This window comes from Pseudomonas sp. SCT (assembly GCF_003864275.1).
Lineage (GTDB): Bacteria > Pseudomonadota > Gammaproteobacteria > Pseudomonadales > Pseudomonadaceae > Stutzerimonas > Stutzerimonas stutzeri_AE.
Window position 1 is genome coordinate 15750 of the sequence record NZ_BDJA01000001.1, and the last position, 23670, is coordinate 39419.

The window sequence follows — 23670 nt, forward strand, 5'->3', positions numbered from 1 at the left end:
AAGCGCGTCACGCAGCCAGACTGGCGCATGGTCACTTCGACTTGGAGCAGCGCTGCGCAAACCCGAGAGCGAGTAAACTTGGTGCAGATTACATTTTTGTAAGCTTTTTAAAAAAATCGAAACCTCACAGCCTCCCGGCTTGTCCGTTCTTAGGTAACACCGAGGGCTGATTATCAAATCTGAGCTCTCACAGTATTAGTAACGCAACTGCCCGGCATGATCGAAAAATACGCAGACTTTAGTCAATGCAATACTGTGGCAGCACATCACCAAGAGGAGTTGATATGAAAATGTCTTATTGGCGTTTCGCTGCGATGGTGGCCACATCAACCGTCATCATGTACGGCGTTATGTATTTGAATACTTACGCTTTTGAGCATGTTCTATGGAGTGAGACCCGTGCTTGGATGGCGTTAGTAATGGGAGCTGTCATGGCGATAGTCATGCTCGCCTTCATGCTCAATATGTACAAGAAAAAGCCCATGAACATAGCGATATTCGCCGGCGGAGCAGCTTCCTTTGCTATTGCCCTGTGGCTTGTTCGTAGCCAGGCAACTGTCGACGATACGGACTATATGAAGGCCATGATTCCTCACCATTCCATAGCCATCATGACAAGTGAGCGCGCTCAGATTTCAGACCCGCGCGTTCGCAAGCTGGCAGATCAAATCATTGAGGCTCAGCGCCGAGAGATCTCTGAGATGAAGTTCCTGATCAATGATCTAGAGAGGGCTAACTGAAAAAACGTATCGAGCAACTTTCTCGCCCCGGCCCGTTTTTCCTTCAAGCGTCACGCGATCCCGACGAGGTCATTGCGCTTATTGAGTTCGCTGACCTGAGCGGCCAGCACACGAACTAACCCGCGATGACGGCGGTGTAGCAAGACGCTCGTCGCGGTAAAAGCTCAACTACTGCTTGACCACCAAACGTGCCCCGTTGCTTTTAGCTGTCATGTACGTGCTCTTTGCCATCCGCATGAGTGTGAGCGTTGGACGCCGGCTCGGCATGATGGTCGCTGGCGCTACTGCCTTTCGTGCTGGAGTTACTTCCACCATGGTGATCATCGCCGTTACTGCTCGAAGAATGGTGATCGGCCTCTGGAGCTGAGCCGCCGTGGTGGTCTGCAGCCGCTATACCGCGATGTCCAGACTCTCCTCCAGCGGCAGCATTGCCATGATGGTCAGAATTGCTGCCATCCAAGCTTTCATGATTGTGCGTCTGGCTCTCACCGCCACCATGCTGGTGACCGCCACTCGCAGCGACGAGCGCTTGGTATTGCGTAGCGTCGATCTTGGGCAACTGGCTGATGAAGGCAACCATGCCCCAGATATATTCGTCGCCCATACTCTTACCCCAGGCCGGCATGCCTGTTGCTTTGATTCCATGCTTAATGACCCAGAAGGCGGATGCAGGGCCTGCGTCAATGCCGATCTTGGCCAGGTTAGGCGGGGCTGGATACAGCGCCTGACTCAGCTCTGTTTGTTCGACACCGGGCGCCAGATGGCACCCAACGCACATGGCGTTGTAGTTCCCGGCCCCGCCACGAATGAGAGCCTCGTCATCTAGATTGGGAATCTCAATGTCCTTGGACCGCGCTTCGATAGAGCGATCACGCGCCATTGAAAGGAACGCATGCACGGCTGGGTAATGAGGATCGTCAGCACCAACGTTGATCAAGCCGGAATAGGCTCCGGCTAATATTGCTGCACTACCGACAGCGCCTGCTACCACCAGGGTTGTAATTGTTTTTTTCATATCAGGCTCTAAAACCACATTCGAATGCCGGCGACAAAGCGCGCCTCTTCAACATCTTCTCCTTCGTCGCGCAGCATGTCTGCGGTATTACCGTATGAGCGACTCCAAGAAATCCCGATGTAGGGCGCAAACTCGCGAACGATTTCGTAGCGCAGGCGCAAACCCAGTTCGGTATTCGCCAGGCCCGAGCCCACTCCTCTTTCAGAATCATTCTTACCGTAGAAATTGGCTTCCGCAGTTGGCTGGAGGATCAGCCGATTGGTAAGCAAGATGTCATAGTCGCCCTCAAGACGCGCCGCAGTCTGGCCGTTTTCGCCGACGAAGGCTGTGGCCTCGGCTTCAAAAGCGTAAAGCGCCATGCCTTGCACACCAAAGGCAGCCCAGGTCTGTGGAGACTCGGGTTTGAAGTCTTGGCGAACGCCAGCAACGACGTCCCACCAGGGGCCGACCGAGCGCCCATACAACAGCTGCAGCTCGGCATCCTCGGTTACGCCGTTAGTACGCTCTCCCTCGGAACGAAACCAGACCCGATTGATATCGCCTCCCACCCAGCCTGAGGCATCCCAGGCCAGGGTGCTGCCCTCATCAGCGTCCTGATATTCAAGCTGATCGAGCAGAAAGAAGCTGTTGATGCCGCTATCGTGCACTGTGTGTCCAGGCAGAGGCGCGAAGGCCGCTTGGCGATCAGCATCCGTGAGGACGGGGATCGGTGTACGACTGGTGGTTCTCGGGGTATCAGCGGAGCTATGGTTCATTTGGGAGTGATCCATGTTGCTGTGATCCATCCCTTTCATTTGCTCTTGCATGGCGCCGTGGCCCATCTTGCTATGGTCCATAGCCGCAGCTTTACTCTGATTTTGGCCATGGTTCATCTGGGAGTGATCCATACTGCCCATCTGGCCTTGCATGGCCTCATGATTCATCTTGCTGTGGTCCATAGCAGGAGTCCCATCCTGCGAATTCTGGCCCTCGGGCATCTGGCTATGATCCATGCCCCCCATCTGCACCTGAGCAGCCCCGTGGTTCATCTTGCTATGGTCCATCGGCATGGAGCCGTGGTCCATAGTCGAGTGATCCATCTCTTCTGCGGCAAAGGTAAAGCCGCTACTCAGTGCGCTCATTGACACCGCCAGCGCAATGAACGATGGACGTGAAAGCTTAATGGTCATGGTTCGAATCTGCCTCGGCATGGTCGCTGCCATGCTCACCGGTCATTTTTTGGTGGTCCATGCCGTCATGGTCCATCGAGCCGTGATTCATCGAGCCGTGATCCATTTGCTGATTGGCGGGGCCCTGGCCTCGCACCTGAGGAGGCTGCTTCTCACTTGCAGCTTTGGAAGAGTCAACGGCGTGCCGTCCGTGATCGCTGTGATTTTCTTCGGCCAGCGACACTGGGATATACAGGGCAGCCAAAAGGCTCAACATTGCGGCACTGCAGAACAGGTGGTTTCGTTTCGGGGAATTGCTCATTAGATATCTCCTTTACTCATCCACACGAACTTCACGGAACATGCCCATTTCCATGTGGAGCAGCAGGTGGCAGTGATAGGCCCAGCGCCCTAGCGCATCTGCGGTTACGCGATAGCTGCGCTTCGAGCCTGGTGGTACATCAATGGTGTGTTTGCGAACTAGGAAGTTGCCGTTCTCATCCTCCAGATCGCTCCACATGCCATGAAGGTGGATGGGGTGGGTCATCATGGTGTCGTTGACTAAGGTGATACGAACACGCTCGCCATACTTCAATCGCAACGGTTCCGCATCAGAGAACTCAATGCCATCGAATGACCAAGAGAATTTCTCCATGTGACCTGTGAGGTGCAACTCGATGGTACGGCTCGGCTCGCGCCCATCCGGATCGAGGAAGGTGCTGTGCAGATCTGAGTAAGTCAGCACACGGCGACCGTTGTTGCGAAGCCCGATTCCCGGGTCATTCAGCTTGGGAGTTGGCGTCATGGTCTGCATGTCGACCAGAGGGTTATTGGTTTCGGAGGCCGGATGGGGCTGCATCGCTCCACCCATGCCTGCCATCGCTGAATGATCCATGCCAGCCATGCTGTCGTGGTCCATACCTGCCATCTTGCTATGATCCATGCCTGCCATGCCGCCCTGCATGGAGCCATGATCCATTCCCTCCATGCTGCCGTGATCCATTCCCATATCGCTCATGGAGATCAACGGGCGAGGATCAACTTCAGGAACAGGCGCGCTCAGCCCTTCGCGAACGGCCAGGGTGCCGCGTGAATAGCCAGTGCGGTCCATGGACTGCGCGAAGATGGTGTAGGCCTGCTCGCTATCGGGCTCGACTATTACATCGAAGGTTTCGGCCGCAGTAATACGGAACTCATCGACGCTAACAGGTTTGACGTACTGCCCATCGGCCGCCACCACCGTCATCTTTAGACCGGGGATGCGGACATCGAAATAGGTCATGGCCGATGCATTGATGAAGCGCAGACGGATTTTCTCACCCGGCTTGAAAATACCAGTCCAGTTGTTATCCGGCGCCTGGCCATTCATCAAGTAGGTGTAGGTATAGCCACTGACATCGGCAAGATCAGTCGGGCTCATTTTCATCTCGGCCCACATCTTCCGATCAGCGATCGCTGCGGACCACCCCATCTCGCTCACGTCATCGACGAAGTCGCCGACAGTACGTTTGTGGAAGTTGTAGTAATCCGATTGCTTTTTGAGCTTGGCCAGAACCCGTTCCGGATCTTCGTCAGTCCAGTCACTTAGTAGCACGACGTAGTCACGGTCGTAGCTGAACGGCTCCGGCTCTTTGGCATCGATCACCAGAGCACCATAGACGCCAGCCTGCTCCTGCAGTCCCGAGTGACTGTGGTACCAATAGGTGCCGTTCTGGTTAACCTTGAATTTGTACTCATACATGCCATCGGGGGCGATGCCGTGGAAACTCAGGCCAGGTACGCCATCCATGTTCGCCGGCAGGATGATGCCGTGCCAGTGAATCGAGGTATCTTCCTGCAGACGATTACGAACGCGCAGAGTCACGGTATCGCCTTCCCGCCACCGCAGGGTCGGCCCCGGAAGTGAGCCATTGATGGTCATCGCGGTACGAGCCGCGCCAGTAATATTTACCGGGGTTTCACCGATGAACAGATCAAAATCGGTACCGGCCAGCACGTTGGCCTGACCGGGACTGGTCACGGCCCAGACCGGCATACGCCACATGCCTAAGCCGCCGAGAATACTGGTGGCGGCTAGCCCCTTGATGAAAGTGCGCCTTGTGGTTTTGCTTTGCATCCCGTTATGTCCATTAATCAGATGAGCCGGTGGTGAGCAATCCGGTCTCGGGTTCGTTGACTGCCCCACTATCGAGATTCCACCTTCAACCTTTCCCACTGTTGTGTGAACTCGTTCCAGCGAGCAGCGCCTCTTCAGCAGTTGGTAAGCTCAGCTTATTTGGCGTCGCAATTTGCAACAGGCGCCTCGGCTTATGCTGCTTGGAGGCGACAGATTCTCAAACCGCCACTCAGGTGCCCCATATGCCAACTGACACATTCGCCCCTGCCAAGTCGGAGTACTCGGCAACGCATGAAAACAGGGGCATTGTTCGATCCCCCTCGAAATACCCGTTAATTCGGTTTCCGTTTGAACGGAGTGCTTTGTTCTTCAGGCACGACGCCAACTTAACCGCGGCATCCTGTCACAGGCCTTAGCGAAACATTACAGTTCTGTCAGGTTCTAGTTTTTCTGACTGTTAAGTTCCGGTGTGGCTGTTCAACAAATGGCTGACTTCAGCCGTCACGGATTTTGAAAGTGAGCATCGGTAAAAACGATCAAGTCATCTGCCCACGTCTTAGCTTTCAGCCGCCGCAAGTACATGCTGCGGCGGGCTGCGATCTGCCAGCTGACGTCGACTTCCGGGAGCGACCAGGTTGCATGCTTTACATTCGGTCGTCGGCTTGACGCAGTCGTTCCAGAAAACTCTCGGCGTCGGTTTCACCAACCGTGCGAAGGTCCTGCCACTCATCACCACTGGGGGCAAACAATTGCAGTGCCGGCGGGCCAAACAGCTGGTAGCGATCAAGCAGCGCGCGTTGCTCGGCATCGCTACGCGTCATATCGAAGCGCACCAGCCGGTAATCAGCCAGCTGTTCGCGCACAGAGGACACTTCGAGTACTTCTCGTTCGATTACTTTGCAACTGATGCACCAGTCGGCGTACCAGTCCAGCAGCAAAGGTTGGCCGGCAGTTTTCGCTGACAACAGTGCCGCATCCAGGGCTGCTGGGGTGTCCAGGGTCTGCCAGCCGACGGTTGCGCCGATTTGAGGCAAGCCTTGGGCGTCCAGGCGACCCAGTGGGCGCAGCGGGTCGGTTTGACCTTGCAAAGCGCCCACCCAACTGCTGATGCCGTAAACCAGCAAGGCCACACCAAGCAACTGGGCAAGCTTCTGCTTGCCGGGCTTAGGAATAAATTCCAGGGCGCCCAGCCACAACGCAGTGCCAACCGCCAACAGGCCCCACAAGGCCAGCGTCACGGGAGCTGGTAACACACGCTCCAGCAGCCATACAGAGACACCCAGCAACATCAGACCGAAAACCTTGCGTACGCCGACCATCCAGGTCCCGGACTTGGGCAACAAGGCGGCGCCACCAGTGGCGAACAACACCAACGGCGCCCCCATGCCCAGACCCAGCGAAAACAGCTTCAGCCCGCCGCCCAGGGCATCGCCGGTGGCGCTGATGTACAGCAGCGCACCGACCAGTGGTGCTGTCACGCAGGGTGATACAAGCAGGCTTGACAGCACGCCTAGCGTTGCGGCCCCTATCATTGAACCCCCGCGGGTTCGGCTGGCCAGGCGATCCATTCGTTCGGTAATAAAGCGCGGCATACGCAACTCGAACACCCCGAACATGGCCAGGGCAAATACCGAAAAGAACAGCGCAAAGGGCACCAGTAGCCACGGTGACTGCAGGCGCGCCTGCAGGTTGAGGCCAGCTCCGAACATGCCCATCAGCGCTCCGAGCAGTGCGAAGCAGGCAGCCATGGGAAGTACGTAGGCAAGCGACAGGCGAAAACCTCGTAGCCCACCGAGTTGTCCACGCAGCACTACGCCGGAAAGGATGGGCAGCATCGGCAGCACGCAGGGAGTGAAAGTCAGCCCCAAACCGGCCAGAAAGAACAGTGCCAGACTTCCCCAGTCCAAGGTCGTTTCCGGTTGCGCAGGCGATACCGGGGGCGAGTTACCGATCTGAAAAGTGCGCATTTCAGGTGGGTAGCACAGTCCCAGATCGGCGCAGCCCTGGTAGCTCACCTGCAGGGTGAACGGCCTGTTCTGAGGGTTATCAATCGGTAGTTCTAAGTCCGTAATGCCGTAGAACACCTCGACATCGCCGAAATACTCATCGGTTTTCGGTTCGGCTGCAGGCCATTGCGGGGTGCCGATTGTTACTTGCGGATGGTCGCTGTTGAAGGCGAAACGATGTTTGTAGAGGTAATAGCCATCGGCATTTATGAACCGCAGGCGAATACTGTCGGTGTCGGCTTCTATCAGATCAAGGCCAAAGGCCAGATCCACCGGCAGGAAGTCCTGGCTGTTATTCAGGGGGGCGTTGAACAGGGCCGGCTGTGAGCGAGGCAGATCAAAAATCCCAGCACTGACCGGCAGTGGGATCAGTAAAAGCAGGCACAGCAAAAGGCGGAACATGGGTATCTCGCGGAACAAGAGTTAACGAAAGGCTCCGGACATAATTCCGCCTCGCAAGTCAGGAAACTGTCCTGAGCAAGCGAGCCGGACGGGGTGATCGCTGCGATCATCCAGTGATCACCCCCGCGTTCTCTTTGCTGCCACCCGCCTGGGAAAGCCGGTCAGCGGCACGGAGCCTGAATTTACGGGTACTTGGCGAGGACCTCATCCTGCCCTGAACGGGTAAGCCCGATTACCTCGTAGGCATGTTTGGCATCACCGTGCTCCATACCGGGCGATCCAGCCGGCATGCCGGGCACGGCAATACCTAGCAGGTCGGAACGCTTGCGCAATTCGAGTATCTGCGCCACCGGCACGTGGCCTTCAACGAACTTGCCGTTGATCACACCGGTGTGACAGGACGCCAGACGCGGCTCCACTCCTAGGTCTTGCTTCACCGAACGCATGTTGCGTTCAACATGGTTGCGGACCGCAAAGCCGTTGTCCTCCAGATAGGAGATCCAGTCCTTGCAGCAACCACAGTTGGCGTCTCGGTGTACATCGATGATCAAGGGTTCAGCGGCATGGATCGCCCCACTTACCAGCAGCGCCGCAAGGGCTGATATACGCAGTTTTCTAGACATATAAGAACCTTGTTTGCCTCTCGTTTTCAGTTGCAGCCGCAGCCACCGCTGCCACCGCAACCCGTCTTTTTCATGTTGTTCGTCCCGGCTGCCGGACTGGCCAGCTGCGCGGGATATCCCGCATCAGTCAGGGAAGCAATCAGCACTTGGCTGTCGCTCTGGCCGCTAACCCGCACCCTGGCGGCTTGCAAATCGACATCCACCTTGGTGACGCCCTCGACAGTGTTGAGCGCCTCGGTGACATGCTTGACGCACGAGCCGCAGCTCATGCCTTCGACGTTCAGTTCAATGGTGCTCATGAGAATCTCCTGGGAAGTCACCGTAATGGTTGAGCAGATGTTCAACCTTGCCAGAGCGGCAAGGTCAAGCGTTTCAATCGATCGATACCTTGCGCAGCCTCAACGCGTTAAACACCACTGAGGCCGAACTCAGGCTCATCGCCAGCGCGGCGATAATCGGCGACAGCAGCAGGCCGGTCAGCGGGTAGAGCAGGCCTGCGGCCAGCGGGATGCCCAGAGCGTTATAGAGAAAAGCAAAGGTCAGGTTCTGGTGCATATTGCGCACGGTGGCCACTGACAGGCTCCTTGCGCGCAAGATGCCCAGCAGGTCGCCCTTGACCAGCGTGACTTGAGCGCTGTTCATCGCCACGTCGGTGCCGGTGCCCATGGCAATGCCGATATCGGCGCGCGCCAGGGCTGGGGCGTCGTTGATGCCGTCGCCGGCCATGGCCACGCGGTGCCCTTCTTGTTGCAGGGCGGCGGCCAAGCGTTCCTTGTCCTGTGGTTTGACCTCGCCGTGCACCTCTTCGATGCCTAGCTCGCGGGCCACTGCGCGAGCAGTAGTCAGGCCATCACCGGTGGCCATGATCACCCGCACGCCGTCTGCCTGCAGGCGCTCTACCGCCAGTTTCGACGTCGGTTTGATCGGATCAGCCACTGCCAGCAGACCAGCCAGGACGCCGTCCACCGCCAGGAACATGATGCTCACGCCTTCGCCGCGCAACTGTTCGGCCCGCGCACTGAGGGAGCTGGCATCCACGCCGGCATCATTCATCAGCGCGGTGTTGCCCAGTTGCAGGTGGTGGTCATCAACCTGGCCACGTACGCCGATGCCGGAGGCTGATTCGAATGTCTCGGCCGTGCTCAGTGCCAGGCCGTGCGCGCGGGCATGGTCGACGATGGCGTGGGCCAGGGGATGTTCGCTGCCCTGATCGAGGCTCGCTGCCAGGCGCAGCACCTCATCCGGAGTGAAACCAGGCGCCGCCTCTACACTGTGAAAGGCCGGGCGACCTTCAGTCAGGGTGCCCGTCTTGTCGACGATCAGCGTGTCAATCTTGCGCAAATTTTCGATGGCGCCCGCATCGCGGAACAGTACGCCGCTGCCGGCCGCCTTGCCGGTCGCGACCATTACCGACATTGGCGTGGCCAGGCCCAGGGCGCACGGGCAGGCAATGATCAGCACCGCCACCGCGTTGATCAAACCGAAGACCCAGCTCGGCTCCGGACCCCAAAGCCCCCAGACAAGGAAGGTTAGTATGGCGATAGCGATCACCACCATCACAAAGTAACCAGCAATAACATCAGCCAGTCGCTGCATCGGTGCTTTGGAGCGCTGCGCCTGGGCAACCATCTGCACGATCTGCGCAAGCATGGTCGAGCTGCCGACCTTCTGCGCCTGCATCACCAGACTGCCGTGGGCGTTAAGGGTGGCACCGATGAGACTGTCACCGACGTGCTTCATGATCGGCACCGGCTCGCCTGTCAGCATTGACTCGTCCACCGCGCTTTCGCCTTCCAGCACCAGACCGTCGACTGGCACCTTCTCTCCAGGGCGTACGCGTAGCCTATCGCCCGCATGAACATGGGTGAGCGGAATGTCGTCCTCTGTACCGTCGGGATTGATGCGTCGCGCGGTCTTCGGCGCCAGGCCGAGTAGTGACTTGATCGCCGCCGAGGTCTGCGAGCGTGCCTTCAGCTCGAGGAGCTGGCCGAGCAGAGTCAGTGAGATGATCACCGCCGCCGCCTCGAAGTACACGCCGATGCGCCCGTCTTGTACAAAGTCGGCAGGAAACACGCCTGGCGCCAGAGTGGCAACGACGCTGTACAGGTAGGCGGCGGCGGTGCCGAGGCCGATCAGCGTCCACATGTTCGGACTGCGCAGCACGAACGAGCGTACGCAGCGCTCGAAGAATGGCCAGCCAGCCCAAAGCACTACCGGAGTGGTCAGTACGAGCTCGACCCAGTTCTGCGTGGTGCCGTGGAACAGGTTCAGGGAATGCCCACCCATGGCCAGCACGGTGACGATCACCGTCAACGGCAGGGTCCACCAGAAGCGCCGAGAGAAGTCCTTAAGCTCCGGGTTCTCTTCTTCGTCTAGTTCCGGAATGACAGGCTCCAATGCCATACCGCAGATTGGGCAGCTTCCTGGTCCTGCCTGGCGAATCTCCGGATGCATCGGACAGATGTATTCGGTGCTAGGTCCGGACGGCGCTTGAGCTACATCTTGATGCTGCTCATGCGGCCGGCCGCTTGCGAACCGCTGAGGGGCAGCCTGGAATTTCTCCTGACACCTTGCGCTGCAAAAGCGATAAGTCTTTCCTTCGAAGGTCTCGTGATGAGGACTATCTGGCTTGACCGCCATTCCACACACCGGGTCGTACTGTTTACCGTTTTGATCGTGCGAATGGTTAGCCTGATGCCGGTCGTGGTTGCTGGAAGAATTGTGCATGCCATTTACTTCCTATCTTTGTCCTTGGAGACACGGGTGGGATTGGAATGGCCACCATGGTTGTGACCAAACAAATGGAGCAACGGGCAAAGCAGCAAGATTATGTATGGCAGTCCCTGCAAGAGATGACCGTAATGCTCGCGTGCCAAGTAGAAAAAACCGATTATTGCCAGCATTAAGAGCGCTACGCCGGGTCTAGTCTTCCAAAAAGATATTTCATTATTCCGATGAAGATGGCGGTGATACACGGCAGTGACCTCCAGTGCTGGTATTTTTAGTACGTTGCGTCAGCATGAGCCGCTCGTCCCGATAGATATAGCATGCCAACTAAGGAGATTAACGGATCCTCACCTTGCCGACCCTCCTTGCTTGATAGCCGACTGATGGATGTCGCGCCCAATCTAAGCATTGAAAGAAACTCCGTGCAGAGGAATGAATTAATTCACTTCAAGTTCAGAGGTGCGCACACTTAAATTACTATCTGTAAGGCTCGCCCGCCTGATCAGATCATCAAAAAAAAAGGCGCCGTTGAGGCGCCATTAGGCCAAGGGAGCAATGTGGAAGGCCTGGAAAAACCAGCTGCTAGCATTCTTAGAGTCACTGCTCATATTTTGCTCGAACATAGATTCCGACTTATGTGAAACACTATCACCTCCGCCTGTCAGCGAGCTGATTTATACGTTACATTTTTGTAAGCTTCTAGATGGCGGCCTCGTTAACCTGCACACTGAGTCGAAACAAACTTTCGGAATCTGCCTGCATGAAATTACTGGTCGCTGAAGACGAACCCAAAACTGGTTCTTACCTGCAACAAGGACTTACCGAAGCTGGATTTACCGTCGACCGGGTCACGACTGGCACAGATGCGCTCCAATATGCGCTGAGTGAGGTTTATGACCTTTTAATCCTTGACGTGATGATGCCAGGGTTAGATGGATGGGAGGTGCTACGCATGGTCAGATCAGCAGGGCACGAAATACCCGTACTGTTCTTGACCGCACGTGATGGCGTGGAAGACCGCGTCAAAGGCCTGGAGCTGGGCGCGGACGACTACCTGATTAAGCCGTTCGCGTTCTCCGAACTTCTGGCAAGGGTCCGGACGTTGCTTCGCAGGGGCAGCGGCTCCCCCACCCAAACCACCGTGAAAATTTCAGATCTCGAAGTGGACCTGCTAAAGCGCCGCGCCGTTCGTGCTGGGAAGCGGATTGATCTGACGGCGAAGGAATTTTCATTGTTGGAGTTGTTGATGCGCCGGCGCGGCGAGGTGCTTCCGAAGTCCCTGATTGCCTCTCAGGTATGGGATATGAACTTCGACAGCGACACCAACGTTATCGAGGTCGCGGTACGCCGCCTGCGCGCAAAAGTCGACGACGACTTCGATCACAAACTGATCCATACCGTGCGTGGCATGGGCTATATGATGGATGCACCAGAGTGAGCCTGCGCCACCTTTCGCTGACCGCCCGCATGAGTCTCATGTTCATGTCTGTGGTGGTTGTAGTTCTCACCATAGCGGGGCTGAGCTTCAATTTGCTCAGCCAGCATCACTTCGAAGTGTTAGATCGGCAGGCCCTGGTTGAGAAGCTCGAATCGACCAAACACATTCTCAATAACGCACGCAGCAGCGCGAACCTTGCAGAGGAGCTACCGCAGTTGCGAGCCCTGCTCGGTGCTCATCATGATTTAGCGGCGACCATCTTGAGCGGAGATGGCAGAGTGCTCTTTTCTGATCCCAAGGCAGTCGACGTCCCGGAAAGCTTCAGGCACGCAGAACAGCAGAGCATGTGGGAATGGAAATATGCCGGACACCTGTATAGAGGGATGACTGCCCGAATCTCGGTAGCAGACCAGCCCGAACCGCTTACAGCACTGCTGATTCTCGATGTCACTAACCACGCGCATTTCTTTCAGACTTTGCAGCGTTGGTTCGGCGTTGGATTGATCATCAGCGCCCTGATTAGTGCTGCGCTTGGCTGGGTGGTTGTTCGAAGTGGCCTCAGGCCGCTGAGGCAAGTTACCCATCTCGCCGCATCGATGTCAGCTAGGTCGTTACAGGAACGAATACCCCTTGAGCCAGTACCGTTAGAGCTGCAGCAACTGGTTCTATCCTTCAACGCGATGTTGGGTCGCCTAGAAGATGCCTTCGCCCGGCTCTCGAATTTCTCTGCGGACATTGCTCATGAATTGCGAACCCCTGTCAGCAATCTCATGACCCACACTGAGGTAGTGCTGACCAAAAAGCGGGATATTGATGCTTATGAGGAGAATCTGTACTCCAATCTAGAGGAATTGAAGCGTATGTCACGCATGATTGACGACATGCTCTTTTTGGCCAAATCCGACAATGGCTTGATTATCCCCGAACAAGCGCCTACCGAACTCGCTGATGTCGTTGTTAAGCTGCTTGAGTACTATCACTTACTAGCCGACGAACGCGATATCCGTCTCTCAGTCTCAGGCGCAGGCAATGTGCTTGGAGATAAATTGATGCTCGATAGAGCGGTCTCCAATTTGTTATCCAACGCGCTGCGTTACACCCCGGTTGGGGAAACTATTTCTGTAACCATTCACGAGACGGAAAGGACGGTCACCCTCAGCGTCGAGAATCCCGGAGGGACGATCAAGCCCGAGCACCTGGACAAGCTTTTCTATCGCTTCTACCGGGTCGATCCTGCCCGACGCGAGGGTAGCCCAAGCAACGCTGGCCTTGGCCTGGCAATCACCAGATCCATCGTTGAGGCCCATAAAGGCAGAATCTGGTGTACCTCAGTAGACGGCGTGACGGGCTTTCACATAGAGCTTCCCCGTCTAAATAAATAACATTTCAAAATCAGCCGCATAGCGCTCATGAGCAACCTTACAAGATTGTAATTTCAACTATTGAAACGGACGAACTCTACACGTGTCGGATTTATGTGCTACCTGAGGAATGCCTCGGGCCGGCTCAAGGCTGAACGCTTAAATACGAACTTTGGAGGAAGTCATGACTAATACAATGTTCAATAGCTGCATTCAAGCTTGTTCAAACTGCGCACTAGTGTGCGAAGCATGCGCATCTGCCTGTTTACGCGAAGAAAACGTACAAGCGATGGCTCGTTGCATTGAGCTCGACAGGGATTGTGCTGACATGTGTGCTCTGGCAGCCAGACTCATGAGTCGCCAGAGCGAGTTGGCTAAAGAGTTTTGTGCATTGTGTGCAAAAATTTGCCGGGCCTGCGGTGAAGAGTGTGCCAAGCATCAGATGGATCACTGCCAAGAATGCGCGAAAGCCTGTATGAAGTGCGCTGAGGAATGTGAACGTATGGCTGTATAACCAGCAAGCCGCTTTCCTGCCAAGATGGTATCTTATGGACTTGGTAGGAAAGCGCTTTTATTCAGTGGCAGGACACCTACGCTCTACCCACTGAAATGACGCCTTGGCTTCTATTGTTACTCTTGTGCAAAAAAAAAGAATGCCATTTGAAAAATCAGTCATAAGCCAATCGTAACGATCATACAATTGGCTTATATCGTATTAATTCCCTTATAAATAATTAACCGTTATTGATGCCAACTGGCGCGCTACGGAACTCCACTGAGTGGACAACTCCATCAGGAGTACGAATTTTGATTTCGTATGGCTGCGCACGATAGCTTGGCCAGCCTAGAATACTATCTTCGCCCATTGGCGTCACACTTAGTACATCACCGCTTTCAAGAAGAACCTTTAAAGCCTGTCTACCCTCGACTGCAGCATAGTCATGCTGCATCGTTGAGTTTCTATCAACCTCAGCCATTGCGAAGGAGGAACTTACGGCTATGCCAACAGCAAGAACTGCCGCAAATTTTTTCATCGTTAACACCTCTTGGTCATTGATGTTGGATAGTTTAAAGGTGTCAACCTTACACAAAGCTGAGTCTTATATTACATTAATGCTAAGCGGAGCTTACGTGTGATGTGCTCTTAACCTCATCACTTGCACTGAAAAACAGCAGAAATTTTTGTTCGATGGCTGCTGCTCGTGGTCTTCAAATTCCGGCAGCAAGAAGCGGATACTCGAACAAGGCGTAGTTCCCCCAAGCGCAACAGAATCTCAAGACAACACTAGCATTTATGCCGTGAGCCAATTTATTCTAGGGATGGTCTGAAGTAGCCCTGTGTTTCCGGCCGACTTCTGCCCTTGCCAATTTTAGAAGCGGCGATTCGACCAAAATCGATCAAGTCATCCGCTCATTTCTGAGTTTTTAGCCGCCGCGAACACCTCTCAGCGGCCATTTCCCACATTACAGGCGCACCTCTCCTGCATTCGTCAGCAAATGCCGGCGCGCCATCCACAGGTTCGACAGGGCAAACAATGTCACCAGCTGCGCCGTGTTCTTCGCCAGGCCACGGAAGCGTGTCTTCACATAACCGAACTGGCGCTTGATCACCCGGAACGGGTGCTCGACCTTGGCGCGCACCTGGGCCTTGGCCTTCTCGATCTTGCGCTTGGCTTTGTACAGCGCGCTGCGCTTACTCAGCTTCTTGTACGTACTGCGGCGGGCCGCGATCTGCCAGATCACCTCCCGGCCTTCATGTTCCGGGCGCTTCTCGACGCCGGGGTAACCCGCGTCGGCACCCACCATGTTTTCCTCACCGTGCAGCAGCTTGTCGACCTGGGTAACGTCTGCAACGTTGGCTGCCGTCCCTACCACGCTGTGCACCAGGCCGGACTCGGCATCGGCGCCGATGTGGGCCTTCATGCCGAAGTAATACTGGTTTCCTTTCTTCGTCTGGTGCATTTCCGGGTCGCGCTTACCGTCCTGATTCTTGGTCGAACTCGGCGCATGGATCAGCGTGGCATCGACGATAGTGCCTTGGCGCAACGACAAACCGCGGTCGCCCAGATAAGCATTGATCACCGCCAGAATCCCAGCCGCCAATTCGTGTTTCTCCAGCAAGCGACGGAAGTTGAGGATGGTGGTTTCGTCGGGAATGCGTTCCAGGCTCAGCCCGGCAAACTGGCGCAGGATCGTGGTCTCGTACAACGCTTCCTCCATCGCCGGATCGCTGTAGCCGAACCAGTTCTGCATCAGGTGTACGCGTAGCATCGCCATCAGCGGATACGCCGGACGGCCGCCTTCACCCTTGGGGTAGTGCGGCTCGATCAGGGCAACCAAACCCGTCCACGGCACCACCTGATCCATCTCGATCAGGAACAACTCCTTACGGGTCTGCTTGCGCTTACCGGCGTACTCGGCGTCGGCAAAGGTCATCTGCTTCATCGGGAAACTCCGGCAACGGGATCGGCGTATTTCACCAGAAACGGGAAGTCTTCTTCAGGATTTCCCTAAGCACCTGGCGAGCGCCGATCTCGGTATCGCAAAGGAATATCGGCATTTTCCCACCCAAGGCATCGTTAACTGTGGTCATCCATGAGATTGCAACGGCTTTGTCTTCGAAAATTTCTTCGGCTATGACTGCTACTTGGGAAAGACGGTCTTGCTTCGTCGCGACAAGGGGATTCATCGAGTCGACAGATATCGGGTTTTCGGGCTTTTTGATCAGTCCTTTGAGTGCTGTGACGCTTTGATCCTCGGCCGGCTTATCCACAGATGCTATCTCCTTGGGCAGAAGGAAAAACTCACCACGAATAACCCACCCTCGCATACACGACCTACAGCACATAACCACTGCCTTTCAGCGAATGCCATGGCCGGCCAAGCAGTTCTGAGCACGCTGCCTGCGCGCCACCGAAGCAGAAATTCAAACTTCGAGTGAATGCTTGTGGTGATGCGTATCGCACCGACTCACCTTTCTCATTCCAGATATCGCCATTGACCGCCCGCAACAAAGCATGACCCGCAACCAGGTCATGGGGCGAAACGCTGTAGAGCGATACGGCAGCAACACCATCGCCTGCGGCAACACGCGCAAGGCGGTAAGCAATGCTTGGCATCGGGTGGAAAATAGCCGGGTGGCAAAGCAAAGCATTCTGCTTGGCTTTTTGGGTGCCCCCATAACTGACCATTACCGCTGTCCCCGGTGCCAAGATCGCAGATTGCAGGTCATTATTCACGGGACGACCATTACGCAGTAAAGCCGGTGCACCCTCAGCCCATGCTATGCAGTCAGGACCACTAGGCGTGACGGGGGCGTAAACCACGCCCAGCACTGGCGTTGCGTTATGCAGCAATCCGATAGAAATGGCAGAGCCCGGCCGACGATTGAGGAAGTCGCCTGTTCCATCATTGGGGTCAACAACCCAACTAAATGGGTGGCCTGATAGCTCGCAGCCCGTTTCTTCTCCGACAAAATCGCAATTAAGGATGTGCTTCAGTCGCTGTCGCAGAAGTACCTCGATTTCAACATCGACGTCTGCCTTAAAGCCACTGCCCCTTGGGCCGTCTGGTCTATTAAGCTCTGACTCAATAAGTCGGCCTGCTTCGTAAGCAAGCTGCATGACGGGTTCAAGAAGATCGCTCAGCCGCAGTCCTGTCATCAGCTCTTTTCCCAGTATGTTGGCGCTGATGGAAAATTGACCCACCCTGCCGATTGAAATTTGACCCAGGGCGGATTGCTGATTTTGTTACCAGCAACTGTGGATAAGTCTACCAGCGCAGCTGCTGTTGCCCCCACTCCTTCGCTAGCCCAGTTCAGTTGTTTAAGACCTGCCACACGCAGCCATGTAGCAGGCCGTCGTCGCCATGAAATCAGAACGGCTCATCGTCCTCCGGTTCCTGGCCGCCCTTACGCTTTCGCTCCCGTGATTTGATCTTGGCCTGGGCCGCCAAGCTACTGTGTTGCAGGCGATAGGACTCGTTACCGGTTTCGACGATGTGGCAGTGGTGGGTCAGCCGATCCAGCAGGGCGGTGGTCATCTTGGCGTCGCCGAACACGCTCGACCATTCGGCGAAGCTCAGGTTGGTGGTGATCACCACGCTGGTGTGTTCGTACAGCTTGGACAGCAGGTGAAACAGCAACGCACCGCCAGCCTGGCTGAACGGCAGATAACCCAGTTCGTCGAGGATGACCAGATCCATGCGCAGCAGTGCCTGGGCGATCCGCCCGGCTTTGCCGTCGTGTTTTTCGCGCTCCAGCAGATTGACCAGATCGACCGTGGAGTAGAAGCGCACGCGCTTACCGTGCCGGGTGATGCCGGACACGGCCAGCGCGGTGGCTAGGTGGGTTTTACCGGTGCCTGGCCCACCGATCAGCACCACGTTCTGCGCGGTGTCGGTAAAGGCCAGGCTGGCCAGCTCGCTGATCAGGCGTGCGTCGGCGCTAGAGGCGTTGAAATCGAAGCTGGCCAGATCGCGGTGCATCGGCAGCTTGGCCATGTTCATCTGGTGGCTCACCGAGCGCATGGCGCGATCTGTGTGCTCTTGTTCCAGCAGGTGTTCGAGCAGCCACTTGGACGAGGCTGTGTTCGACTCACCCTGTGCAGTTAACTCCGCCCAGGCCGTGGCCATGCCGTGCAGGCGCAGCTCCTTGAGTTCCGCCATCAAATCACGCATGACCGACCTCCTCGGCCTGGCCACGCAGGCGGTCGTAGCGCGCCGTGTTAGCGACGGGGGCTTCCTTGAGCGACAAGTGGGTTTCGACGCTGGGTGGTGGTTCGGTCGCGGCCAGGCGCGCCACGACATTGAGGATGTGTTCGGCGCTCAGGCTGCCGCTTTCCAGTACCAGCTCAACAGCCACCAGCACCGCATCGAGCCCGGCGACTGGTACGGCAGCCAGAACTTGCGCCATGATCCGGTCACCGCCGGCATGACGCCCCAGACCGTGCTTAAGCTGACGCAGCGGCGCCGGCAGATCAGCAAAGGGCGCGCCGTTGCGCAGCGCACCGGGCTTGCGTTCGATCAGCGGGAGGTAGTGCTGCCAGTCATAGCTGACCTGGTCGCGATCCAGCAAGCGGACATGGCTGGCGATCAGCGCGTCGTCAGCCACCACCTCGATTCGCGTCGGATACAAACGGCTGCTGACCCACTTACCCGCGTACTCACACGGCACCGAGTAGCGGTTGCGCCCGACGCTGACCAGGCAGGTGCTGGAGACCCGCGCAGGCCGCTCGACGTAACCGTCGAATGGCGCTGGCACAGGCATCAGTTCAGCGCGCTCCAACTCCAGCACTTCGGCCACACTCAGCCCGCTGTATTGAGGGTGCGTCAGCTCGTTCCAAAGCGCGCGGCAGCGCTGGCCCAGCCAGGCATTGAGTTCCTCGACGGAGTGAAACTGGCAGTCCTGGGCGTCTAGCCAGATACGCCTGCGGCTGTCTTGCACGTTCTTTTCAACGATGCCCTTTTCCCAACCAGCGGCGACGTTGCAGAAGTCCGGATCGAACAGGTAATGCGCGCACATCACCGCAAAGCGCGCATTCACCGCCCGGCCTTTGCCCTTATTGACCTTGTCGACGGCGGTCTTCATGTTGTCGTAGATGCCCCGGCGCGGCACGCCGCCCAAGGAGCCGAACGAGCGTGTATGGGCGTCAAATAACATCTCATGGCCCTGGCTCGGATACGCCACAAGCCAGAACGCACGGCTGGCACACAGCTTCAGATGTGCCACCTGCATACGCCGGTAAATGCCGCCGACCAGCAAGCCTTCCTCGCTCCAGTCAAACTGAAACGCCTCGCCAAGAGCAAAGGTCAGCGGCACAAAGGCCTGCGACGCCTTGCCCTGTCCCCCTCGCCAGGCACGGATAAACGCGGTGAGCTGGCTGTAGCCACCGTCATAACCTTCGGCTTTGATTTGCGCCAACAGCGCCTTGGCACTGCGCTGCTGTTGCTTGGGCCGCAGCGAATCGGCTTTTAGCGCCTGCTCCAGCGTGGCGTGAAAAGGGCTGAGTTTGTTGAAGATCGCGCGGCGTTGGTAGACCGGCGGCTTGGCCTCAGGTGCTCTGACCCACTTGCGAATCGTGTTGCGCGCCAACCCGGTGCGCTTGGCTATCTCATGCAGCGACAGCTTGTCGCGGAAATACATCCGGCGGATTTTGCCCATCATTTCCATACTGATCACCCTGTGTTCTCCTGCTCAAAAATTGAGCAGGAGCAGTTGAACACCTGGGTCAGTTTTCAGTCGGCAGAACAGCCTCTACTGGGTCAGTTTTCGGTCAGCGGCAACAGATAGAGGCCCAAACGGCGATTTACGTTTGACCATGCCTCGCTCGGTCCGGCTAAGAGTCTAGTAACTATCACCGAGTCGTGAGTAACGCCTTTATTTAAAAGCTAGGTCGACTCGATGAACGTAATTATAGTAACAGTATGGCTTGTCGTAACGTATGCACATTGGCCGTCCCTGACCAACACATTAAATTATCCATGCTGAACTTTTTAGGCTGTTCTCTGATCACGCTGGGCAACCGACGGGAGACTTGTGTATGGAAACCATGTTACGTTTAGCTTGAACTTATATGGGAAGCGGGAGTTGTAACAGTGCAGCACAAGATTCCATTTTTTCCACCTTCACTTCCCGATGAAACACTACACTCAAGAGTTTCTCGCTACCATTTTCTATCAGGCAACAAAACACAACCTCTGACTTTCCGAGATGCTTTCGGCGCTGCCCCATTTCCTTTGGACGTTGTTGTTCCGAAGAAGATATCTCAGCTAGCTGAACGGCTCCCAGGGGAAGCTGAAGACAACCTTAAACGGTTACTACATACCAATACGCTTCTGCCATTGTTTACATCATTTCTTGGAACCGTGAACTCTCACAAAAAACTTAGCCAAGATACTTCGACAACAGCGCTGTCACGAATTCCTCAGCGCGTGGTCGGCGTACACGGCACAGCTAAACTTTGCATTGCATGCTGCGAGAGCGACGAATATGAGTTTGGCTCCAGCTATTGGCATAGAGCTCACCAGATACCAGGAGTTTCCAGTTGCTGGAAGCACCGTGAAACTCTGATAAGTTCATGTCAATTTTGTTCAAAGCCGTTCTATACGAAAAATCGAATTCTAACAATGCCGTGGTTACCCTGTGAGTGTGGCTGGTCAGTTAGTGCAAACACGTGCGATAAACCCGCTCCCCTACTTGAGAACGAATTTGCAATTTTTTGCAAAGAGCTGTTGCACGGAGACGTTCCAAGTATCTCGCAAGAATCCCTTGCGCATGCGTACAGAACACAAGCCTCCGTGCTAGGGCTAAGAGCTGGCAGTCTAGTTTCACAGGCATCATTATTCAACGGTATAGTCGAGACCTTCGGAGACGAATTCCTCTGTCAAGCGGACGCTGCATACGCTGCCAAGAAGACAAAAACGTGGATTCGCCTTTCTACAATAGATGATCAATTAGATATGCCTGTAACACGGCATTTGATACTAAGCTTTTTCCTATTTAGGGATTTTAACTTCTTTAAGAGCACCCTGCAAAATCAACAGAGCGTGCCTTTCGTAAGAGCCCGCAGGACAGATTCAAAGCAGCTCAAATCAACGGAAAGTAAATGCTCAGTTTACAGGACTAAGATACAGCAGATTGTAAACCGTTGGCCGGATTCAACATTAGAAGACTGCTGGAAGAACTCATTGAAGGCAACATCATGGCTATTTAAACACGACCGTAGTTGGTTACTCTCCTATTTATCTGGAACGACGCAGCCCGATACTAGTTTAGTCGATATAAAATATGCAAAGACCATCGAGGACGGAATTGAGGGTCTTTACGCGCTCTCGTCTAAACCTAAGAGAGTAAATATCGGCAATATCCTTTCTCTTCTACCTAAAAAGTTGCCAGGTGGGCAAGATAGAGAAAAACTTTATCCTGAAGTGTCAAAAAAAATCAAAGAGCACTATGAATCCCTTTGGCACTTCCATGTCCGGCGGATGATATGGGGAATACACGAACTCAAAAGGCTTGACCTTAAACCATCTATTGTTAATTTGAGTGACTTGATAAAAATCAATAGAATAAGCTGCAATTCAATTCTCAGCCACTTTGGCTGGAACATCGAAGTAATGGTGAATCAAAAATTCAGCCTAGTAGATGAGATGAACAGACTTTCGATCACGCGCCAATGGTCTGGCCCTATAACAGTCGATGCAGGCTATGCCGGCCGAGCTTACCAAAAAGCTCGTATGGCTAAATTAGACTAGCTCCATGTGGCTAAGCTTCGTTGATCAATTTCATAAGATACGAAGCTGCATTACCCTCTGGCGGACGAATCGCTGCGAACCTCAATAAAGTCGCAGCCCCGAAAATTGCATTACGTGCACGTAGTTCTTTAGCAGCCCATTCTATTCTTCGGTGATGAAATTGATCGAGCGTTTCACAGGTTGCCTTAAGCTCTAAGCTACAGATGGGTAACAGCAGCAATTTCTTCTCAAACAGTGTTGATGAATTCAGCTCACGCCCTATCAGCGCAACAGAGATCCGTAGTGGCTTACCTGGACGGGCTCTGAGGCTACTCACGCACTCTCGAATTCGAAGAGACAACTCTCTATCCAGACTTGGCCAGTCAATAACAGCGGTGCGCTTACGAGCAATCTTTCTAATGCACTGGACCTTTCCTTTCAACCAAACTCTATCGTTACGGTAAAGCCAAGCGTAATCGGTGCACGCGTGAGCTGCCGTGTTCCTCTCACGTTCCATAATAAAACGAAGACGGCGGTTTTCTCGGTCTCGCTCCACTCGCAACCCTGACAACATGTCTTTAAGATCGGTTTCCATCCTTAGAACTCTATACACCGACGCCAATGAAACACTGCAATCGGTAGCTACTTCAGAAAAGGCCTTACCTGAAACTAGCTGATCACGGATTTGCTGCCTGAGGGCTGGCAGTAGAATGGATGGGCGAGCACGAACATGTATTCCAAGCTGAACGGCATAGACGTGAAGCGTAGAGACGCTGACTCCTGTCACAGCTCCAATCTGGCGAAGTGAATGCCCTTCTGAGTACATTTCTTTGAGCGTGTGCGCTAAGCCACCAGTTTTGGCGGTCACTTTCGTCGCTATACTTTTCGACATAGGCATCTGGACAGAACGCTGGACAGCTAAATCATCGAAGTTCAGTTCAAGCGCATCCGCAAGAAGCAAATAATGTAGCGGATGATGGGCGCCTCTTGGCTTTCGCAGTAACTTGAGGACCCAAGAAGGAGCTTGTTTTGCGCGCACTGGGCACAGTCGTGAAAATTCCCCGGCGCTGGGCAACCCTTTGAAGTAGATCGACAACATGTCAGCCAACGGCGTCAGCCGAAGCCTGCCAGTGGAACTCACGAGCGCATGAGCCTGTGCCCCTCGTAGCAAGTTTTGCTGGAGCACGTGATGTTGCAGCGGGTCACAATCTCGATCGAGCGCAGACCAAGAAAGAGCCGCGAGACGGTATAGCCTGTCTCTCTGAATGGCACTGACTTCCAGTGCTAGGGCGTGAGCATCTAAATTATCGTCAGTCGGCAGGAAGCACCGTGTAGCTTTGTCCCGGATCCAAACCGGTTCGATGATCGAGAGGGGCTGTACGTGATGGGGGCATATCCAAACCCCTGGAAGCTGATGTACGCGATGCCAGTAGGCTTGACCATGTTTCTGATCATCCTCAGCAAGACACACCGGGCAGAATCTAACCCGAACGTATCGCTCTAGAGAGCTTGCAATGAGTCCAAGCCGCATTTTCAACCCTTGACCGTTCCTGCTTTCCATTTGGCGGCGCGTCATCACTAGCTGCTCTGGCGACATAAATGGTTGGAAGTACGGCAGCAGAGTATGTCGTGAAATAAGAGCGTTTGTGTCCAACCCAGTAACCGGCTTCAAAAGCCTTTCCGATTCTTTTAAATGGCAAGGGAAGCTTGTGTTCCGGGTAAAGGTATAGCTGTGCTCAACGTTGCTGAATGCTTGGCGGACTGAAGCAAACCCGGTCAGCCGGCAGTAACGACTCAACAGGCTGTGAAGTGTTTCGTCTGGGAAGGGAGATAAGAAAAAACCTGGCCCAGTATCCATCTCC

Annotated in this window: 21 protein-coding genes; 5 read left to right on the forward strand and 16 right to left on the reverse strand. The window is 55.1% G+C overall.

Annotated elements, in window-relative coordinates; all coding sequences use genetic code 11:
• Positions 1-284 precede the first annotated feature (284 nt).
• Positions 285-740, forward strand: a complete 456-nt coding sequence (locus BHD08_RS00085; protein ID WP_003292136.1) for a DUF305 domain-containing protein — start codon at positions 285-287, stop codon at positions 738-740.
• 202 nt (positions 741-942) lie between these two features.
• Here the strand turns inward: BHD08_RS00085 and BHD08_RS00090 are convergent, their stop codons facing one another.
• From BHD08_RS00090 to BHD08_RS00130, 9 genes are all read right to left on the reverse strand, one after another.
• Positions 943-1755 (reverse strand): cytochrome c, encoded by an 813-nt coding sequence (locus BHD08_RS00090; protein ID WP_125020400.1) that lies wholly within the window; start codon positions 1753-1755, stop codon positions 943-945.
• An 8-nt stretch (positions 1756-1763) separates the two neighbouring features.
• Entirely contained in the window at positions 1764-2924 is a 1161-nt protein-coding gene (locus BHD08_RS00095) for a copper resistance protein B (RefSeq protein WP_125020401.1), read from the reverse strand.
• Positions 2914-3225, reverse strand: a complete 312-nt coding sequence (locus BHD08_RS00100) for a hypothetical protein (protein ID WP_003298487.1) — start codon at positions 3223-3225, stop codon at positions 2914-2916. The genes BHD08_RS00095 and BHD08_RS00100 overlap by 11 nt, the downstream gene beginning before the upstream one ends.
• A 12-nt stretch (positions 3226-3237) precedes the next feature.
• Positions 3238-5019 carry a copper resistance system multicopper oxidase gene (locus BHD08_RS00105; protein WP_014597614.1) on the reverse strand — a complete coding sequence of 594 codons (1782 nt, stop codon included), beginning with the start codon at positions 5017-5019 and terminating at the stop codon, positions 3238-3240.
• 644 nt (positions 5020-5663) lie between these two features.
• Complete coding sequence (locus BHD08_RS00110) at positions 5664-7427, reverse strand: protein-disulfide reductase DsbD (protein WP_003292141.1); 1764 nt, start codon at positions 7425-7427, stop codon at positions 5664-5666.
• A gap of 182 nt (positions 7428-7609) precedes the next feature.
• A complete protein-coding gene (locus tag BHD08_RS00115; RefSeq protein WP_177412613.1) occupies positions 7610-8050 on the reverse strand; it encodes a DUF411 domain-containing protein in 441 nt (146 codons plus the stop codon).
• 26 nt (positions 8051-8076) lie between these two features.
• Complete coding sequence (locus tag BHD08_RS00120; protein WP_003292143.1) at positions 8077-8349, reverse strand: heavy-metal-associated domain-containing protein; 273 nt, start codon at positions 8347-8349, stop codon at positions 8077-8079.
• A gap of 73 nt (positions 8350-8422) precedes the next feature.
• Positions 8423-10777 (reverse strand): heavy metal translocating P-type ATPase, encoded by a 2355-nt coding sequence (locus tag BHD08_RS00125; RefSeq protein WP_011914430.1) that lies wholly within the window; start codon positions 10775-10777, stop codon positions 8423-8425.
• 5 nt (positions 10778-10782) lie between these two features.
• Positions 10783-10953 carry a DUF2933 domain-containing protein gene (locus tag BHD08_RS00130; RefSeq protein WP_080505060.1) on the reverse strand — a complete coding sequence of 57 codons (171 nt, stop codon included), beginning with the start codon at positions 10951-10953 and terminating at the stop codon, positions 10783-10785.
• Positions 10954-11537: 584 nt separating this feature from the next.
• Here BHD08_RS00130 and BHD08_RS00135 point away from each other — a divergent pair.
• From BHD08_RS00135 to BHD08_RS00145, 3 genes are all read left to right on the forward strand, one after another.
• Positions 11538-12215, forward strand: coding sequence for a heavy metal response regulator transcription factor (locus BHD08_RS00135; protein ID WP_125020402.1), 678 nt, complete (start codon positions 11538-11540; stop codon positions 12213-12215).
• Positions 12212-13597: a heavy metal sensor histidine kinase gene (locus BHD08_RS00140; protein ID WP_038659348.1), complete on the forward strand. Its 1386-nt coding sequence runs from the start codon at positions 12212-12214 to the stop codon at positions 13595-13597. Before BHD08_RS00135 ends, BHD08_RS00140 begins: the two co-directional genes overlap by 4 nt.
• A gap of 163 nt (positions 13598-13760) precedes the next feature.
• Positions 13761-14090 (forward strand): four-helix bundle copper-binding protein, encoded by a 330-nt coding sequence (locus tag BHD08_RS00145; protein WP_125020403.1) that lies wholly within the window; start codon positions 13761-13763, stop codon positions 14088-14090.
• 220 nt (positions 14091-14310) lie between these two features.
• On the opposite strand, the gene BHD08_RS00150 is transcribed toward BHD08_RS00145, so the two are convergent.
• From BHD08_RS00150 to istA, 6 genes are all read right to left on the reverse strand, one after another.
• Entirely contained in the window at positions 14311-14610 is a 300-nt protein-coding gene (locus tag BHD08_RS00150; protein ID WP_085987739.1) for a hypothetical protein, read from the reverse strand.
• Between the two features lie 430 nt (positions 14611-15040).
• Entirely contained in the window at positions 15041-16021 is a 981-nt protein-coding gene (locus BHD08_RS00155) for an IS5 family transposase (protein ID WP_125020404.1), read from the reverse strand.
• Between the two features lie 31 nt (positions 16022-16052).
• Entirely contained in the window at positions 16053-16349 is a 297-nt protein-coding gene (locus tag BHD08_RS00160; RefSeq protein ID WP_003298447.1) for an MbcA/ParS/Xre antitoxin family protein, read from the reverse strand.
• Positions 16350-16413: 64 nt separating this feature from the next.
• Positions 16414-17238 carry an inositol monophosphatase family protein gene (locus BHD08_RS00165; protein ID WP_125020406.1) on the reverse strand — a complete coding sequence of 275 codons (825 nt, stop codon included), beginning with the start codon at positions 17236-17238 and terminating at the stop codon, positions 16414-16416.
• 211 nt (positions 17239-17449) lie between these two features.
• Complete coding sequence (gene istB / locus BHD08_RS00170) at positions 17450-18253, reverse strand: IS21-like element ISPst3 family helper ATPase IstB (RefSeq protein ID WP_011911830.1); 804 nt, start codon at positions 18251-18253, stop codon at positions 17450-17452.
• Complete coding sequence (istA, locus tag BHD08_RS00175) at positions 18246-19745, reverse strand: IS21-like element ISPst3 family transposase (protein WP_125020941.1); 1500 nt, start codon at positions 19743-19745, stop codon at positions 18246-18248. Before istA ends, istB begins: the two co-directional genes overlap by 8 nt.
• A 425-nt stretch (positions 19746-20170) precedes the next feature.
• On the opposite strand from istA, the gene BHD08_RS00180 reads away from it, so the two are divergent.
• Positions 20171-21829 (forward strand): TniQ family protein, encoded by a 1659-nt coding sequence (locus BHD08_RS00180; protein ID WP_160128623.1) that lies wholly within the window; start codon positions 20171-20173, stop codon positions 21827-21829.
• 10 nt (positions 21830-21839) lie between these two features.
• Here the strand turns inward: BHD08_RS00180 and BHD08_RS00185 are convergent, their stop codons facing one another.
• Positions 21840-23666 (reverse strand): TnsD family Tn7-like transposition protein, encoded by a 1827-nt coding sequence (locus tag BHD08_RS00185; protein WP_125020407.1) that lies wholly within the window; start codon positions 23664-23666, stop codon positions 21840-21842.
• Between the last annotated feature and the right edge of the window lie 4 nt (positions 23667-23670).

Bases quoted from the DNA above. Each gene is read 5' to 3' on its own strand.
- BHD08_RS00085 (WP_003292136.1), top strand. From the start codon at position 285: ATGAAAATGTCTTATTGGCGTTTCGCTGCGATGGTGGCCACATCAACC.
- BHD08_RS00090 (WP_125020400.1), bottom strand. From the start codon at position 1,755: ATGAAAAAAACAATTACAACCCTGGTGGTAGCAGGCGCTGTCGGTAGT.
- BHD08_RS00095 (WP_125020401.1), bottom strand. From the start codon at position 2,924: ATGACCATTAAGCTTTCACGTCCATCGTTCATTGCGCTGGCGGTGTCA.
- BHD08_RS00100 (WP_003298487.1), bottom strand. From the start codon at position 3,225: ATGAGCAATTCCCCGAAACGAAACCACCTGTTCTGCAGTGCCGCAATG.
- BHD08_RS00105 (WP_014597614.1), bottom strand. From the start codon at position 5,019: ATGCAAAGCAAAACCACAAGGCGCACTTTCATCAAGGGGCTAGCCGCC.
- BHD08_RS00110 (WP_003292141.1), bottom strand. From the start codon at position 7,427: ATGTTCCGCCTTTTGCTGTGCCTGCTTTTACTGATCCCACTGCCGGTC.
- BHD08_RS00115 (WP_177412613.1), bottom strand. From the start codon at position 8,050: ATGTCTAGAAAACTGCGTATATCAGCCCTTGCGGCGCTGCTGGTAAGT.
- BHD08_RS00120 (WP_003292143.1), bottom strand. From the start codon at position 8,349: ATGAGCACCATTGAACTGAACGTCGAAGGCATGAGCTGCGGCTCGTGC.
- BHD08_RS00125 (WP_011914430.1), bottom strand. From the start codon at position 10,777: ATGCACAATTCTTCCAGCAACCACGACCGGCATCAGGCTAACCATTCG.
- BHD08_RS00130 (WP_080505060.1), bottom strand. From the start codon at position 10,953: ATGCTGGCAATAATCGGTTTTTTCTACTTGGCACGCGAGCATTACGGT.
- BHD08_RS00135 (WP_125020402.1), top strand. From the start codon at position 11,538: ATGAAATTACTGGTCGCTGAAGACGAACCCAAAACTGGTTCTTACCTG.
- BHD08_RS00145 (WP_125020403.1), top strand. From the start codon at position 13,761: ATGACTAATACAATGTTCAATAGCTGCATTCAAGCTTGTTCAAACTGC.
- BHD08_RS00150 (WP_085987739.1), bottom strand. From the start codon at position 14,610: ATGAAAAAATTTGCGGCAGTTCTTGCTGTTGGCATAGCCGTAAGTTCC.
- BHD08_RS00155 (WP_125020404.1), bottom strand. From the start codon at position 16,021: ATGAAGCAGATGACCTTTGCCGACGCCGAGTACGCCGGTAAGCGCAAG.
- BHD08_RS00165 (WP_125020406.1), bottom strand. From the start codon at position 17,238: ATGACAGGACTGCGGCTGAGCGATCTTCTTGAACCCGTCATGCAGCTT.
- istB (WP_011911830.1), bottom strand. From the start codon at position 18,253: ATGCGTGATTTGATGGCGGAACTCAAGGAGCTGCGCCTGCACGGCATG.
- istA (WP_125020941.1), bottom strand. From the start codon at position 19,745: ATGGAAATGATGGGCAAAATCCGCCGGATGTATTTCCGCGACAAGCTG.
- BHD08_RS00185 (WP_125020407.1), bottom strand. From the start codon at position 23,666: ATGGATACTGGGCCAGGTTTTTTCTTATCTCCCTTCCCAGACGAAACA.